Raw genomic sequence first — 13,906 nt, forward strand, 5'->3', positions numbered from 1 at the left:
CCGCTGCGCTACTCGCAGCTGTCGGTGAGGCGCAGACGCACCGGCGCGCTCAGCACCTGTGTGTCGGTCATGATGTCGACCACCTCGAGCAGGGCGTCTCCCCGGCCGTCGCGCCGCACCGCGATGGCGATGTAGCCGGCGTCACCGGGCTCGAGCACGGTGCCGCCGAGGTCGGAAACAGTCGCGCCCTCGGCCGCGCGGTCGGCGCGGCTGCCACCGAAGATGACCGGTTCGGGGTCGCCCTCGCCGTCGAACGGCTCGAACCAGCTGTCGACGACGGTGCCGCCCGAGAGTTCCTGCGCCGTCATGGACTCGATGACGACCGGGTCGTTGCTGTTGTTGACGAGCCCGAACGACGCGCTGCCGACCTGCCCCTCGGTGACGGCGCGGCACCCCTCGAGTCCGTCGGCGAGCACCGAGCCGGGGGAGCAGCTCGCGACGAGCGCGACGCTGGCGACGATCGAGAGGAGGGCGCGCATCCGCATGGTTCGAACCTACCGAACGGGGCTGCGCGCTCCGCTACGCGCCCCAGCCGAGCCCGCGGAGCCAGGCCGCGCACTCGGCCGTCCAGCGCTCGGCGTCACCCGAGCCGGATGCGAGCCCCAGGCCGTGCACGCCGGACGGGTAGACGTGCAGCGCGTGCGGCACCCCGTGCCGGGCCAGCGCCGCACCCAACAGGTAGGCGTGCTCGACCGGCACGAGCGCATCGTCGGCGGTGTGCCACACGAACGTCGGTGGCATCGCGGGCGTGACGAGGTGCTCGATCGACGTCGCGCGGCGGGCGCGCCGCCCCGGGCGCGGCCCGAGCAGGTTCTCGCGCGACCCCGCGTGGGTCGGGGTGAGCATCGACACCACGGGGTAGCAGAGCACCGCGAGCTCGGTAAGGCCCGTCGCGGCCGCGTGGCCCGCAAGGTGGCCGCCCGCGGAGAAGCCGAGCACGCCAACCCGCTGGGCCCCCGATGACCGCACCTGCGCGATGTGGGTGCGGGCGCTCGTGTCGGTCACTCGGGCAGTATGCCGCGCGTGCGTGCCCCGCGCGGGCCGGGCGCGCAGCCGCCGCCCGCCTAGAATGGGGCAATCATGGCCACAGCCCCCACCTTCTCGGTCACCACCCCGATCTTCTACGTCAACGACGCGCCGCACATCGGCCACGCGTACACCGAGGTCGCGGCCGACGTTCTCGCCCGCTGGAACCGGCAGTGCGGCGTCGAGACCTGGTCGCTGACCGGCACGGACGAGCACGGCCAGAAGATCCTGCGCACGGCGGTCGCGAACGACGTCACCCCGAAGGAGTGGGCCGACAAGCTCGTCGCCGACGCGTGGATTCCGCTGCTCGAGACGATCGACATCGCCAACGACGACTTCATCCGCACCACGGAGGAGCGGCACGAGAGCGTCGTGCAGGCGTTCCTGCAGAAGCTGTACGACGACGACTTCATCTACTTCGGCGAGTACGAGGGCTACTACTGCGTCGGCTGCGAAGAGTACAAGCAGCCCGACGACCTCGCGCAGGGCACGGGCGAATTCGAGGGTCAGTACGTCTGCCCGATTCACGGTCGCCCCGTCGAGGTGCTGAAGGAGGCCAACTACTTCTTCCGTATGAGCGCGTTCGGCGACCGCCTGCTCGAGCTGTATGAGACGCAGCCCGACTTCATCCAGCCCGACAGCCTGCGCAACGAGATCGTCTCGTTCGTGCGCCGCGGCCTCGACGACCTGTCGATCTCGCGTCAGAGCTTCGACTGGGGCGTGCGCGTTCCGTGGGATGAGAAGCACGTCTTCTACGTCTGGTTCGACGCGCTCATCAACTACATCTCTGCCCTCGGCTGGCGCGCCGATCAGCCCGGCGAACTGTTCCAGAAGTTCTGGCCCTCGAACCACATCGTCGGTAAAGACATCGCCCGCTTCCACGCCGTCATCTGGCCGGCCATGCTCATGGCCGCAGGCCTGCCGACCCCGCGCCGCGTGTTCGGGCACGGCTGGCTGCTCGTCGGCGGCGAGAAGATGTCGAAGTCGAAGCTCACCGGCATTGCTCCGGCGCAGATCACCGACGTGTTCGGCTCCGACGCGTTCCGCTACTACTTCCTGCGCGCCATCTCGTTCGGCCAAGACGGCTCGTTTTCGTGGGAGGACCTCGCCGCCCGCTACCAGGCCGAACTCGCCAACGGCTTCGGCAACCTCGCCTCCCGCGTCATCGCGATGATCGGCCGCTACTGCGACGGGCGCGTGCCCGCCGCGGGCGACCTCACCGAGGCGGATGCGCGCATCCATTCGGTTGTTGAGCTCGCGGTCGAGCGCGCCACCGCCGCCATGGACCGCTTCGCGATCCACGAGGCGATCACTGCGATCTGGACGATCGTCGACGAGCTGAACGGTTACCTGACCGAGCAGGAGCCGTGGAAGGTCGCGAAGGACGAGTCGAAGGTCGAGCGCCTGCACACGATCCTCGCCACCGCGGCGGAGGGGCTGCGCGCGCTGAGCGTGCTGCTCGCCCCCGTCATGCCGAAGTCGACCGCCCAGCTGTGGACGGCGCTCGGCGCCGAGGCCGCCATCGGTCCGCTCGCCGAGCAGCGTGTCGACGGTGTCGCCGCGTGGGGCCAGCTGCCCGCCGGTGCCGAGATGTCGCCGCTGCCGCCGCTGTTCCCCCGCATCGAGGCCGACCAACTCGGGTAGCTGTACCCCCGCGAAGCGCAACCCCCCCCAGCGACCCCCGCGTGCCGGTCAGTAGACTCGCCTGCGCGGTCGGGGTGCCCGGCCCAGGAGGCGAGAACTGCATGACCGAGGCGATCGACCCGCACATCCGCAAGCGAGCGGCCATGGAGGATACGACCCGCGATCTCGCCTATCCGCCTGCTCCGGAGGCGCTCGTCGTGCCCGTGTACGACAATCACACGCACCTCGAGATCGCCGATGGCGAGAACCCGCTGCACTATCGCGAGCATCTCGACCGGGCGAGCGCGGTCGGCGTGCGCGGCGTCGTTCAGGTCGGCACCGACGTGATCACGAGCCAGTGGTCGGCGGCGGTCGCCGAACGCGAGCCGCGCGTCTTGGCCGCGGTCGCGATCCACCCCAACGAGGCCCCGAAACTGGATGCTGAGGGCACCCTCGACGACGCGCTGGCCGTCATCGACGGCCTCGCCCAGCAGCCTCGTGTGGTCGCGATCGGCGAGACGGGGCTCGACTACTTCCGCACCGACGAGGGGGGACGTGAGGCGCAGTTGCGCGCGTTCGAGGCCCACATCGAGTTGGCGAAGCGGCACAACCTGGCCCTGCAGATCCACGACCGCGACGCGCACGACGACGTCGTCGCAACCCTCTTGCGGGTTGGCGCCCCCGACCGCGTGGTGTTCCACTGCTTCTCGGGCGACGTCGAGTTGGCGTCGATCTGCGCCGAGCGCGGCTGGTTCGCTTCGTTCGCCGGCACGGTGACGTTCAAGAACGCCCGCAACCTGCGCGACGCCCTCGAGGTGCTGCCCCGTGCCCTGCTGCTCGTCGAGTCGGATGCGCCGTTCCTCACCCCGCACCCGCACCGCGGGCGACCGAACGGGCCCTACCTGCTGCCGTGGACGGTGCGCGCCATGGCCGACGCGATCGGCACCGATGTCTCGATGCTGGCGGCACAGCTGAGCTCGAACACCGAGAACGTCTACGGGCACTGGGACGACAGCCCCGTCGTGGCCCCGGGTGACCCGTGGGCCGACCGACCCGCCGATGATGCGGCGGACGCCACTCAGCACGACATTCCGGGCGACCCGCACGATTTCACCCCGTCGGCCCCGCATCCGGGCGACGCCGCGGACGACGACTGACGTGGGAGCACTGCTCGGCCCGGCCGAGGTGCGCGACCTCGCCGAACTGCTGGGTGTCGCGCCGACGAAGAAGCTGGGCCAGAACTTCGTGCACGACGGCAACACGGTGCGCCGCATCGTGCAGGCCGCGAAACTCACGCCGGGTGAGACGGTGCTCGAGGTTGGCCCGGGCCTTGGCTCGCTGACCCTCGGCCTCCTCGACGCGGGCCACCCGGTGGTCGCAGTCGAGATCGACCCACGCCTCGCCACCCAGTTGCCAACCACGGTGGCCGAGCTGCAACCGCACGCCGAACTCACGGTGGTGACGGCCGACGCGATGACGGTCGACGCGGCCGCCCTGTCCGCACCCGACGGTGCCCCGATCATCCCGACCGCGCTGGTCGCGAACCTGCCGTACAACGTGAGCGTTCCGGTGCTGCTGCACCTGCTCGCCGCCCTGCCGTCGCTTGAGCGCGTGCTGGTCATGGTGCAGGCCGAGGTCGGGCACCGCATCGCCGCCGCACCCGGGTCGAAGATCTACGGCAGCCCCAGCGTGAAGGCCGCCTGGTACGGCGACTGGCGCGTCGCGGGCACGATCAGCCGCCAGGTGTTTTGGCCGGTTCCGAACGTCGACAGCGTCATCGTCGGGATGCACGGACGTCACGTCCCCGGCGACGACCTCCTACGCCAGCGCACCTTCCAGCTGGTCGATGCCGCGTTTGGGCAGCGGCGCAAGATGCTCAGGCAGGCGCTCGCCGAGGTGTTCGGGTCGTCCGCAGTGGCGACCGCGGCGCTCGACGCCGCCGGGGTGGACCCGACGGCGCGCGGCGAGCAGCTCGACCTCGAGGCGTTTCTCTCCCTCGCGCGGGTCGAGTCGGTGTGAGCGCGCTCGCGCCGCAGGGCCCGGGTTCCGGGCGGTCTGGCGGCGCGCCCGGCAGCGGGCCGGGCGGCGGTGTGGGCGCGCCCGCGCGAGGCGCGCTGGGGTGGCTGGAGGCGCATCCCGCACCCCCGATCGTCGCGGCGATCGCTGCGGGCTTCGCGGTCGGTGCACTCGCGCCTGACGTCGGCGCCGCCCCCGACGCGCTGCCGTTCGGGCTGATCGCGCTGGCGATCACGGTGACGCTCGCCGGGGTGCCGCTCGCGGCGGTCGGCCGCACCGTGCTCGACAAGCGCTTCCTGTCGGCGCTCCTGCTGCTCTCGATTGTCGTCGGCCCGCTGCTCACCCTCGTGCTCAGTCGCATCGTGTTCCGCGACCCCGACCTGCAGCTCGGCTTGCTGCTCATGCTGCTCGCGCCCGGAGTCGGCCTCATCGTCGGCGTGGTGCGTCGGGCGGGCGGCGACGCCGAGGCGTTGTTCGCCGCCGCCCCCATCATGCTCCTGGTGCAGGCCGTCACGGTGCCCGGCCTGCTGATCCTGTTCACTCTGTCTGACGGGTTTCTCGCCCTCGACGTGTCGGGACTGCCGCCCGTGATCCTCGCGTGCATCATCGGCCCCGCGCTCGCGATCACGGCCCTGCAACTCATCGGCGAGCGCGCAACCCCGGTGCAGACGGCGCTGCGCGCCGTCAACCGCTGGACGGTGCCCGCGACGGCCGTCGCCGCCGGCACCGTCGCCGCCGTGTTCACGCCCCGCGCGGTCGAGCGCATCGACCTGCTCGTCGCCGTCGCGCCGCTGTTCGGGGTCTACCTGATCGTGATGACACCGCTCGGCATTCTGATCGGCACCGCCTTCAGCCTGTCGATCGGCGGGGTGCGCTCGGTCACGTTCGCGGGCGCGGCCCGCAACGGCCTGCTCGTGCTGCCGATCGCGGCCGCCTTCGAGGAGGGCTTCGAACTCGTGCCGCTCGTCGTCGTGCTCGGTATGGCGATCGAAGTCATCGGGCTCGGCATCTACCGGCTGCTCGTGCCGAGCCTCACCTCGCAGAGCCGCGGCGCGTACTCGCGCGACTGAGGCGCACTGCTGTCAGCGACACCGGCGGCGCAGCAGCGTCAGCCGCTGACCCGGCGCAGCAGCGTCAGCACCTCAACGTGCGTCGTCTGCGGAAACATGTCGACCACCCGCGCCCGCTCGACCCGGTAGTCGGGCATCGCGGCGATGTCGCGCGCGAGCGTGTCCGGGTTGCAGCTCGAATACACGATGGTGTCGGGCCCGCGGTCGGCGAGCAGGGTCGCCAGCGGCTCGCCGAGCCCGCGCCGCGGTGGGTTGACGACGACCAGCTCGGGCAGCTCCTTCTGCCGCCGCGCCCACTCGAGCGCGTCATCGGCCACGAATCGGATGCGCGCCCGGTCGTCGTCGCGCCCGTACCGCGCGTCGCGCGCGAGCTCCGCACTCGCCACCGCGTCGCGCGACACCTCCACCCCCACGATCTCCCGCGCAACGCCCGGAGCGCCCGCGGCGTGCAGCGCGAACCCGCCCACCCCGCAGTACAGGTCGGCGACGTTCGCGGGCGCGAGCTCGTCGACCCATTCCGCGGCCTGCCGGTACAGCGCGCCCGAGACGGCCGTGTTCGTCTGCACGAACGACTGCGGCAGCGCCCGCAGTTCGACGTCGCCCACCAGCAGGGGCAGCGCCCGAGCCTCGGTGAGCACGTGCTCCTCGTCGCCCTCGAGCACCGCCTTGTGTTCGGGTAGCAGGTTCACGGTGATGACCTGGGCGGCGGGCACAGCGGCCGCCAGCTCGGGCAGGTGGCGGCGGACCCGGGCGAGGCCCTCAGCGGTGCGCGTGACGAACCGCAGCATGAGCGAATCCCCGGCGCCGAGGGTGATGATCACGTTCTTCAGCTCGCCGCGGCGGGCCGGCACGTCGTACGGGGTGAGCTGCGCGGTCGTGATGAAGCGGGCGATGGCGGGCAGTGCATCCAGAATCGGGTCGGCGATCACGCCGCAGCGCCGCAGGTCGACTCCCTGTCGGCGGTCGCCGAGGATTCCGAGCGTGGGGGAGTCGACCGTGCCGCCGACCACCATCTTCGCCTTCGCGCGGAAGCCGCTCTCGACGCTCGCGACCGGCGCGCCCCACACCGAGTCCGCGGGCCCCGCCAGGTGCGCGGCGAGCAGAGCCTCGACCCTGGCCTGCTTCTCGGCGAGCTGCGCGTCGTACGGCACACCCATGAGCGTGCACGAGCGACAGACCCCCGCGTCGAAGTAGTCGCACTGCACGGCCTCGAGGCTACCCGCGCGGGGCGGACTGTGTTTCGATGCTCGTATGGGCGATGACGCACCGGTGAGGGCCGCCGCGGGTGGGGCGAGCGACGACACGACACTCGAGGCGACCGGGCGACGGTCCGCCGACTGGTACGGGATGCTCGATGCGGCCGGCGCGCGCGACTGGCCCCACAAACAGATCGCCGGGCACCTCGTCGCCGCCCACGGCGTCGACGGCTGGTGGGCGCAGTCGATCACGGTCGGGTACGAGCAGGCCGCCGGGGGCGCGCGCGAGCGGCTGCTGCTCAGCGTGCGGCCCGCCGCCGGCAAGCCCGCGACCGTCAGCCTCACCTGGTCGGGAATGGCCGACGACCACGCCCTGTCTACCGTCAAGGGACGGCTCGCAAAGTTGCTCGACACCCTGCCCTAGGGTGGAGGCATGAGCGTTGCCGCAGGCCCCCGCGTCGTGCACGCGAAGGCGCCCGGCAAGATCAACGTCTTCATGCGCGTAGGTGCTCTGCACGACGACGGCTACCACGATGTCGCCACCGCGTACCAGGCCGTGTCGCTCTACGAAGAGGTGTGGGCGACCGAGGCTGACGACTTCTCGGTGCGCTTCACCGGCCCCATCGACACGAGCGCCCTGCCGACCGACGGGTCGAACCTCGCCATTCGCGCCGCGCGGCTGCTGGCCCGTACCACCGACTACCGCGGGGGAGTGCATCTCGAGATCGCGAAGCACGTGCCGATCGCCGGAGGCATGGGCGGCGGCTCGGCCGACGCGGCCGCCACGCTCGTCGCCTGCGACCACCTCTGGGGTACGGGGCTCGGCCGCGACGAGCTCGGCGAGTTGGCCGCCGGACTGGGCGCCGACGTGCCCTTCGCCCTGATGGGCGGCACCGCGGTGGGAACGGGCCGCGGCGACCGACTGTCGCCCGCACTCGCGCAGGGCACGTTCCACTGGGTGCTCGTGCTCGCCGACGGCGGGCTGTCGACTCCCGATGTGTACGCAGAGCTCGACCGGCACCGCGAACGGCACGTCACCGACATCGCCCCCGCCCCCGAACAGCCGACCGTCGACATCGAGGTGCTGCAGGCGTTACGGGCAGGCGACGCGCACCAGCTGGCCGAGTACCTCTACAACGACCTGCAGGCTCCCGCGCTGCACCTGCAGCCCGAACTCGCGGCGACGCTCGAGGCGGGCGAGGTCGAGGGGGCGCTCGCCGCCCTCGTGTCGGGCTCAGGCCCGACGGTGGCCTTTCTTGTCGCCGACGCCGATGCGGCCCTTGAACTGCAGGTGAGCCTCAGCGCTGGGGGTCACCGGGTGCTGCGGGCGACGGGTCCGGTGCACGGCGCTCGGGTCGTCGCGGGCTGACGCCCATCAGGCTGAGCAGGATCATTCCGCCGGCGCCCCCGACGAGCGCGATGTCGGCGATGTTGCCGACGAAGAACCCGAAGTAGTCGATGAAGTCGACGATCTCGCCGCGGGCGAAGCCCGGTTCGCGGAAGAGCCGGTCGGCCAGGTGGCTGATCGCCCCGCCGAACATGGCGCCGACGGCGACCGCCCAGCGGGCACTCGAGATGCGGGCGACGAACACCGCGAGGCCGATGACGGCGAGGGCGGCGACGATGGTGAGAATCCACGTGTACTCGCGGCCGATACCGAACGCGGCGCCCGGGTTGTAGACGAGCCGCCACTGGATCCACTCGCCGATGACCGGAACCCCCTCGCGCAGCGTGAGGGTCGTCTCGGCCCAGAACTTCGTCGCCTGGTCGAGCAGGATGATGCCCGCCGCCCAGACGAGAGTCCAGGGCAGCACCCGGCGAATGCGCGCCGTCTCGTGCGGTTGCAGCGGGCCGGTCGGCTCGACGGGCGAGTCGGCGGGCGGCTCGGGCGTCGCCTCCGGCGCGGGATTTTCGGTGGTGTCGGGCGCTGCGCCCTCGTGGGCGGCGGCCGCGTGCTCGGCGTCAGACATGCCTCCCATTCTGCCGCGTCTAGGCTCGACGTAATGGCCCACCTCCTGGGAGCCGAGCAGCTCCGCGTCGAATACCCCACCCGCGTCGTCCTCGACGGCGTCACCGTCGGCATCAGCGACGGCGACCGCATCGGCGTCGTCGGCCGCAACGGCGGCGGCAAGTCGACCCTGCTGCGCATCCTCGCCGGCAAACAAGAGCCCGACGCCGGCCGCGTCACCCGCCGCCGCGGCGTGACCCTCGGCATGCTCGACCAGGCCGACGCGCTCGCCACCGGCCAGACGGTGCTCACCACGATCGTCGGCGACCGCGCCGAGCACGAATGGGCGGGGGATGCGCGTGTGCGCGACGTTCTCGCCGGTCTCGTCCCCGACATCCCCGGCGACACGCTCGTCGACGATCTGTCGGGCGGGCAGCGGCGGCGCGTGGCGCTCGCCGCACTGCTGAGCCGTGACTGGGACATCGTCATCCTCGACGAGCCCACCAACCACCTCGACATCGGCGGAGTCGCATGGCTCGCCGAGCACCTGAAGCGCCGCTGGCCGCGCGGCCAGGGAGCCCTCGTGGTCGTCACCCACGACCGGTGGTTCCTCGACGAGGTGAGCGAGAACACGTGGGAGGTGCACGACCGCATCGTCGAACCCTTCGAGGGCGGCTACGCCGCCTACGTGCTGCAGCGCATGGAGCGCGACCGGCAGGCCGCGACCATCGAGGCGAAGCGCCAGAACCTGATGAAGAAGGAACTGGCGTGGCTGCGCCGCGGAGCTCCCGCCCGCACGGCGAAGCCGAAGTTCCGCATCGAGGCGGCCAACGCGCTCATCGCTGACGTGCCCGAACTGCGCAACCCGGTCGAGTTGACGCAGCTGGCGACGACGCGCCTCGGCAAAGACGTGATCGACCTGCTCGACGTGTCGGTCGCGTACGGCGATGCCACGATCATCCGTGATGTGGAGTGGCGCATTGCGCCCGGCGAGCGCACCGGCATCCTCGGCGTGAATGGGGCCGGCAAGTCGACGCTGCTGAAGCTCATCGACGGTTCACTCGCGCCGACGACCGGGCGCGTCAAGCGCGGCAAGACCGTGGCCGTGGCGACCCTCGACCAGCAGCTGGCTGACCTCAGCGCCGTGGCGGACGAGCGCGTGTCGGCCGTCATCGCGTCGAAGCGCACGACCTACGTCGCAGGCGGCAAGGAACTCACCCCCGGCCAGCTGCTCGAGCGGCTCGGCTTCACCTCGGCGCAGCTGTCGACGCCGGTGCGCGACCTTTCGGGCGGGCAGAAGCGGCGCCTGCAGCTGCTACTGATCCTGCTCGACGAGCCGAACGTGCTCATCATGGATGAGCCCACCAACGACCTCGACACCGACATGCTCACCGCCATCGAAGACCTGCTCGACACGTGGCCCGGCACCCTCATCGTCGTGTCGCACGACCGCTACCTGCTCGAGCGGGTCACCGACCAGCAGTACGCGATCCTGCCGGGGCCCGACGGCGCGGGGCGGCTGCGGCACCTGCCCGGGGGAGTCGACGAGTACCTGCGGTTGGCCGCGCGACTCGCGGCGCCGAGCGGTGGGCAGGATGCGGGGCGCGCGACCGTCGCGTCGGTGTCGGGGGCTTCCGGTGGCGGTAGTGGCGCCGGCGGCGCTGGCGTAAGTGTCGGTCCTGGCGCGGGTGCGGGGTCCGCGTCTGCGGGGGCGAGCGCCTCTGGGGCGGGAGCGTCCTCGGGCGGGGAGAGCGCAGCATCCACGCCGGCGCTGAGCGGGGCCGAGCGCCGCGCCGCCGAGAAGGAGCTCGCGGCGATCGACCGCAAGCTCGCCAAACTGCAGGCTCGCATCGACGAACTGCATGTCGAACTGGCCGAGCACGACGTCGCCGACTACGAGGGTCTCGGCAGGCTGCACGACGCGCTGCGCGTGGTCGAGGCTGAGCGCGACGAGCTGGAGACGCGCTGGCTCGAGCTGGGCGAGCTGCTCGCCTGAGCGGCGCGCCGACCCGCCCGCCCCGCCCCGGGGCTGAACTCGTGCGGTTTCGCGCAATTCGTGCCGTCGCAGACCCGCACGGGTTGCGCGAACCCGCACGCGTTCACGAACCCCGTGCCGAGACAAGGGTTTTCGCCGAGACACGGCTCGGCTAATCCTTGTTTCACCGAGAATCCGTGTTTCGGCGGTGCGCTCCCGGTGGGCGCGGCGACGTGGTGGTGCGACTGCGCGACTGCGCGACTGCGCGGCCGCCCGCCAGAGCGCGCCGCGACCGCCCGAGGGTCCGCGGCGACCGCCCGAGGGTCCGCCGCGACCGCGTCAGCGCCCCTCGCCTACCGCGTCATCCCGATGAGGACGTTCACGCGGAACCCCGCCTTGGTGCGCACAAGACCCACAGGGATGCGCGGTTTGTCACCGCGACCATCCAACCGGCGCACGGCCTCGTCGTAGACGCCTTCGAATCCGCGCGGCACGCGTCCGACGGCTCCAGTCACGCTGCGTCCCGAGAACAGTCGCACCTCGATCGGCGAGTCGACCCGCTCGAGGTCGAGGGTGCGCGCGGGCGTCGCGGTGACGAGCGAGTCGAGGTCGTCGCCGACCTCCGACCAGAGCGTCGAGAGCAGTTCCTGGTGTGGGTCGCTCGCTGCCAGCCGCATCGTCACATCAGGCTTGCGCGGGACCAGGTCGTAGTCATAGTCATCGAACTTCGCGGCGCCGCGATCGTTCTCCGGCAGCTCGCCGTCAGGGTGGGATGCTCGCCGCCAGAACACCATCCCCTGAGGCTATCCAGCGCGGCTGGCTTGCGCTCCGCGCCCTGAACTTCGCGTCCCGCGTCCACGGATGGCGCCGAGCAGCGAGGGCACGTGGTGTGGGCCAGTGGGGGCCAGGCTCACACGGTCGCGATGAGCGACGACACGGCGTCGAGCGAGCCCGGAGTGAGGCGGTAGTACGCCCACGTGCCGCGCTTCTCGCGCTCGAGGTAGCCGGCGTCGACGAGCACCTTGAGGTGGTGCGAGACGGTCGGCTGCGAGAGGCCGAGAGGCTCGGTCAGGTCGCACACGCAGGCTTCGGCGCCTTCGCTGGCGGCGACGATCGAGATGAGGCGCAGGCGCGCCGGGTCGGCGAGCGCCTTCAGGGAGCGGGCGAGCAGTTCGGCGTTCTCGGCGCTGATGGTTTCGCGGGTGACGTTCGTGCAGCACGCCGAGACGTCGGTGATGGGAAGCATCGTCGCGCTCGGCATGGCGGGTCTCCTTCAATGGTGCTTGTGGGGTCGGTGCGGCGCTGTTCACTCGGCGTTCACCCTGACCGGCTGAGATTGACAGCGGTCGATGTTTCGACTGTACTCGACGTATCGATCCGCGTCGATGTTAACCCGGCAATGAGCATCCAGGAGCACCACCCCATGACCGACACCGCCGCCGAGAAGCCCACCGTCCTTTTCGTGTGCGTGCACAATGCGGGCCGCTCGCAGATGGCTGCCGGCTACCTGAAGCACCTGGCGGGTGACCGCGTCGAGGTGCTGTCGGCCGGCTCCGAGCCGAAGGACCAGATCAACCCGGTCGCCGTCGAGGCGATGGCCGAAGAGGGCATCGACATCGCCAACAACACCCCGAAGGTGCTGACGACCGAGGCGGTCAAGGCCTCCGACGTCGTCATCACGATGGGCTGCGGTGACACCTGCCCGATCTTCCCGGGCAAGCGCTACGAAGATTGGGAGCTCGACGACCCGGCCGGCCAGGGCATCGACGCGGTGCGCCCGATCCGCGACGACATCAAGCGCCGCATCCAGACGCTCGTCGGCGAGCTGCTGTCGACGGCGTAGCGCGCCCCGCGCATCCCGGTCGCCCCCTATCCTGAAGGCGTGACCGACCCGCTCGACGCCGCCAGCCTGATCGCTGAGGTATTCGCGTGGGTGGCGCTGCCGACGGGCGTGCTCTTCCTCGCAATCGGCGTTGCCCGCCGCGTGTGGGCGTCGCGTTACGAGCAGCAGAAGGCCGTCGTCACGACCGTGCACGAGAGCGACGCCCGTCTGCGCTGGTTCGGCGAGGGCCGCGAGGTCATCGAGGCGATCGCGCCACTCACGGGCTCGATCCCCGCCGTCGGGGATGCCCGCACCGTCTGGGTGCATCCCCTGAAGCCCGCCTCGCCCCGCCTCGACGACCCGGCGACCGACGGACGCGCGATGCTCATCGTCGGCGGCATCGCTTTCGCGGTCGGGATGCTCGGCCTCATCGCCGGCATCGCCATCCCGTTCATCCAGGGCTGAGTTTTCGGTCGCGGCCGTTCGCGCCTGTGCCGGCCCCGTGCATCCGCTTCGGGTCTACGCCCCGCCCTGCATGCCGACGCCGAGGCGGCGCAGCAGCTCGGCGAGCCGCTCTTGATCGGCCGGACTGAGCCCCGTGAGCAGTGCGCGCTCGCGTTCAACGAGTTCACCGATGGCGCGGTCGACGCGGGCCTGCCCGAGGCGGGTCATGCGCACGATGATGCCGCGCCCGTCATTCGGGTCGGTGCGCCGTTCGACGAGTCCGCGCGTGGCGAGCCGGTCGATGCGGTTCGTCATCGTGCCGGACGACACCATGGTCTGCTGCAGCAGCTGTTTGGGGCTCTGCTCGTAGGGGTCGCCGCTGCGGCGCAGCGCGGCGAGTACGTCGAACTCCCACGGCTCGAGGTCGGAGGCGGCGAACGCGTCCTTCCGCGCGCGGTCGAGCTGCCGGCCGATGCGGGTCAGCCGCGACAGAACGTGCAGGGGGGTGAAGTCGAGGTCGGGCCGCTCGCGGCTCCACGCGTCGACGATGCGGTCGACGTCATCCGGGGCGGTCATGCGTTCATTATCGCGGGCGGGCGATGGGCGGATGCCCGGGCTCGCGCCAGGATGCGCCGCTCACCTCTGGCAGACTGGTCACCGCGCGTTTTCGGCGCGCGGTCCGCCTTGGTGTAACGGCAGCACGACAGCCTTTGGAGCTGTTAGGTCCAGGTTCGAATCCTGGGGGCGGAGCGGCTCCAGAGAGTCGCTCCGACGTGACAGCAGCAT

The 13,906-nt window shown here is 71.2% G+C and carries 16 protein-coding genes and 1 tRNA gene; 10 read left to right on the top strand and 7 right to left on the bottom strand.

Annotated features, from left to right (window positions below; genetic code table 11):
* Positions 1-8 precede the first annotated feature (8 nt).
* Together CPY97_RS03770 and CPY97_RS03775 are read right to left on the bottom strand one after the other, a co-directional pair.
* A complete protein-coding gene (locus tag CPY97_RS03770; protein ID WP_150129178.1) occupies positions 9-485 on the bottom strand; it encodes a hypothetical protein in 477 nt (158 codons plus the stop codon).
* Positions 486-519: 34 nt separating this feature from the next.
* Positions 520-1,152, bottom strand: a complete 633-nt coding sequence (locus tag CPY97_RS03775; RefSeq protein ID WP_096423317.1) for a prolyl oligopeptidase family serine peptidase — start codon at positions 1,150-1,152, stop codon at positions 520-522.
* On the opposite strand from CPY97_RS03775, the gene metG reads away from it, so the two are divergent.
* The 4 genes from metG to CPY97_RS03795 all read left to right on the top strand — a co-directional run bounded on the left by metG (position 1,081) and on the right by CPY97_RS03795 (position 5,735).
* Positions 1,081-2,670 (top strand): methionine--tRNA ligase, encoded by a 1,590-nt coding sequence (gene metG, locus CPY97_RS03780; RefSeq protein WP_096420860.1) that lies wholly within the window; start codon positions 1,081-1,083, stop codon positions 2,668-2,670. The genes CPY97_RS03775 and metG overlap by 72 nt on opposite strands.
* A 101-nt stretch (positions 2,671-2,771) precedes the next feature.
* Entirely contained in the window at positions 2,772-3,806 is a 1,035-nt protein-coding gene (locus CPY97_RS03785) for a TatD family hydrolase (protein ID WP_096420861.1), read from the top strand.
* A 1-nt stretch (position 3,807) separates the two neighbouring features.
* On the top strand, positions 3,808-4,668 hold the full coding sequence (gene rsmA, locus CPY97_RS03790; RefSeq protein ID WP_096420862.1) for a 16S rRNA (adenine(1518)-N(6)/adenine(1519)-N(6))-dimethyltransferase RsmA: 861 nt from the start codon (positions 3,808-3,810) through the stop codon (positions 4,666-4,668).
* On the top strand, positions 4,665-5,735 hold the full coding sequence (locus CPY97_RS03795) for a hypothetical protein (RefSeq protein ID WP_096420863.1): 1,071 nt from the start codon (positions 4,665-4,667) through the stop codon (positions 5,733-5,735). Before rsmA ends, CPY97_RS03795 begins: the two co-directional genes overlap by 4 nt.
* 38 nt (positions 5,736-5,773) lie before the next feature.
* Here the strand turns inward: CPY97_RS03795 and CPY97_RS03800 are convergent, their stop codons facing one another.
* Entirely contained in the window at positions 5,774-6,940 is a 1,167-nt protein-coding gene (locus CPY97_RS03800; RefSeq protein ID WP_096420864.1) for a methyltransferase domain-containing protein, read from the bottom strand.
* A 46-nt stretch (positions 6,941-6,986) separates the two neighbouring features.
* Between CPY97_RS03800 and CPY97_RS03805 the strand changes: the two genes are divergently transcribed.
* Together CPY97_RS03805 and CPY97_RS03810 are read left to right on the top strand one after the other, a co-directional pair.
* A complete protein-coding gene (locus CPY97_RS03805) occupies positions 6,987-7,355 on the top strand; it encodes a hypothetical protein (protein WP_096420865.1) in 369 nt (122 codons plus the stop codon).
* A gap of 9 nt (positions 7,356-7,364) precedes the next feature.
* A complete protein-coding gene (locus CPY97_RS03810) occupies positions 7,365-8,300 on the top strand; it encodes a 4-(cytidine 5'-diphospho)-2-C-methyl-D-erythritol kinase (protein WP_096420866.1) in 936 nt (311 codons plus the stop codon).
* On the opposite strand, the gene CPY97_RS03815 is transcribed toward CPY97_RS03810, so the two are convergent.
* Positions 8,230-8,901, bottom strand: a complete 672-nt coding sequence (locus tag CPY97_RS03815; protein ID WP_096423318.1) for a signal peptidase II — start codon at positions 8,899-8,901, stop codon at positions 8,230-8,232. The genes CPY97_RS03810 and CPY97_RS03815 overlap by 71 nt on opposite strands.
* Positions 8,902-8,934: 33 nt before the next feature.
* Here CPY97_RS03815 and CPY97_RS03820 point away from each other — a divergent pair, with 33 nt between their 5' ends.
* Positions 8,935-10,875, top strand: a complete 1,941-nt coding sequence (locus CPY97_RS03820) for an ABC-F family ATP-binding cassette domain-containing protein (protein ID WP_096420867.1) — start codon at positions 8,935-8,937, stop codon at positions 10,873-10,875.
* 332 nt (positions 10,876-11,207) lie between these two features.
* Here CPY97_RS03820 and CPY97_RS03825 read toward each other — a convergent pair whose 3' ends face one another.
* Together CPY97_RS03825 and CPY97_RS03830 are read right to left on the bottom strand one after the other, a co-directional pair.
* Positions 11,208-11,648 carry a hypothetical protein gene (locus tag CPY97_RS03825; RefSeq protein WP_096420868.1) on the bottom strand — a complete coding sequence of 147 codons (441 nt, stop codon included), beginning with the start codon at positions 11,646-11,648 and terminating at the stop codon, positions 11,208-11,210.
* A 116-nt stretch (positions 11,649-11,764) separates the two neighbouring features.
* Complete coding sequence (locus tag CPY97_RS03830; protein ID WP_096420869.1) at positions 11,765-12,115, bottom strand: ArsR/SmtB family transcription factor; 351 nt, start codon at positions 12,113-12,115, stop codon at positions 11,765-11,767.
* 162 nt (positions 12,116-12,277) lie between these two features.
* Between CPY97_RS03830 and CPY97_RS03835 the strand changes: the two genes are divergently transcribed.
* Entirely contained in the window at positions 12,278-12,697 is a 420-nt protein-coding gene (locus tag CPY97_RS03835; protein WP_096423319.1) for an arsenate reductase ArsC, read from the top strand.
* A gap of 39 nt (positions 12,698-12,736) precedes the next feature.
* Positions 12,737-13,141, top strand: coding sequence for a hypothetical protein (locus tag CPY97_RS03840; protein WP_096420870.1), 405 nt, complete (start codon positions 12,737-12,739; stop codon positions 13,139-13,141).
* 54 nt (positions 13,142-13,195) lie between these two features.
* Here CPY97_RS03840 and CPY97_RS03845 read toward each other — a convergent pair whose 3' ends face one another.
* A complete protein-coding gene (locus CPY97_RS03845; RefSeq protein ID WP_096420871.1) occupies positions 13,196-13,696 on the bottom strand; it encodes a MarR family winged helix-turn-helix transcriptional regulator in 501 nt (166 codons plus the stop codon).
* Between the two features lie 102 nt (positions 13,697-13,798).
* On the opposite strand from CPY97_RS03845, the gene CPY97_RS03850 reads away from it, so the two are divergent.
* A tRNA-Gln gene (locus CPY97_RS03850) sits at positions 13,799-13,870 on the top strand.
* Positions 13,871-13,906 lie beyond the last annotated feature (36 nt).

The sequence above is a fragment of the Microcella alkaliphila genome, assembly GCF_002355395.1.
GTDB lineage: Bacteria > Actinomycetota > Actinomycetes > Actinomycetales > Microbacteriaceae > Microcella > Microcella alkaliphila_A.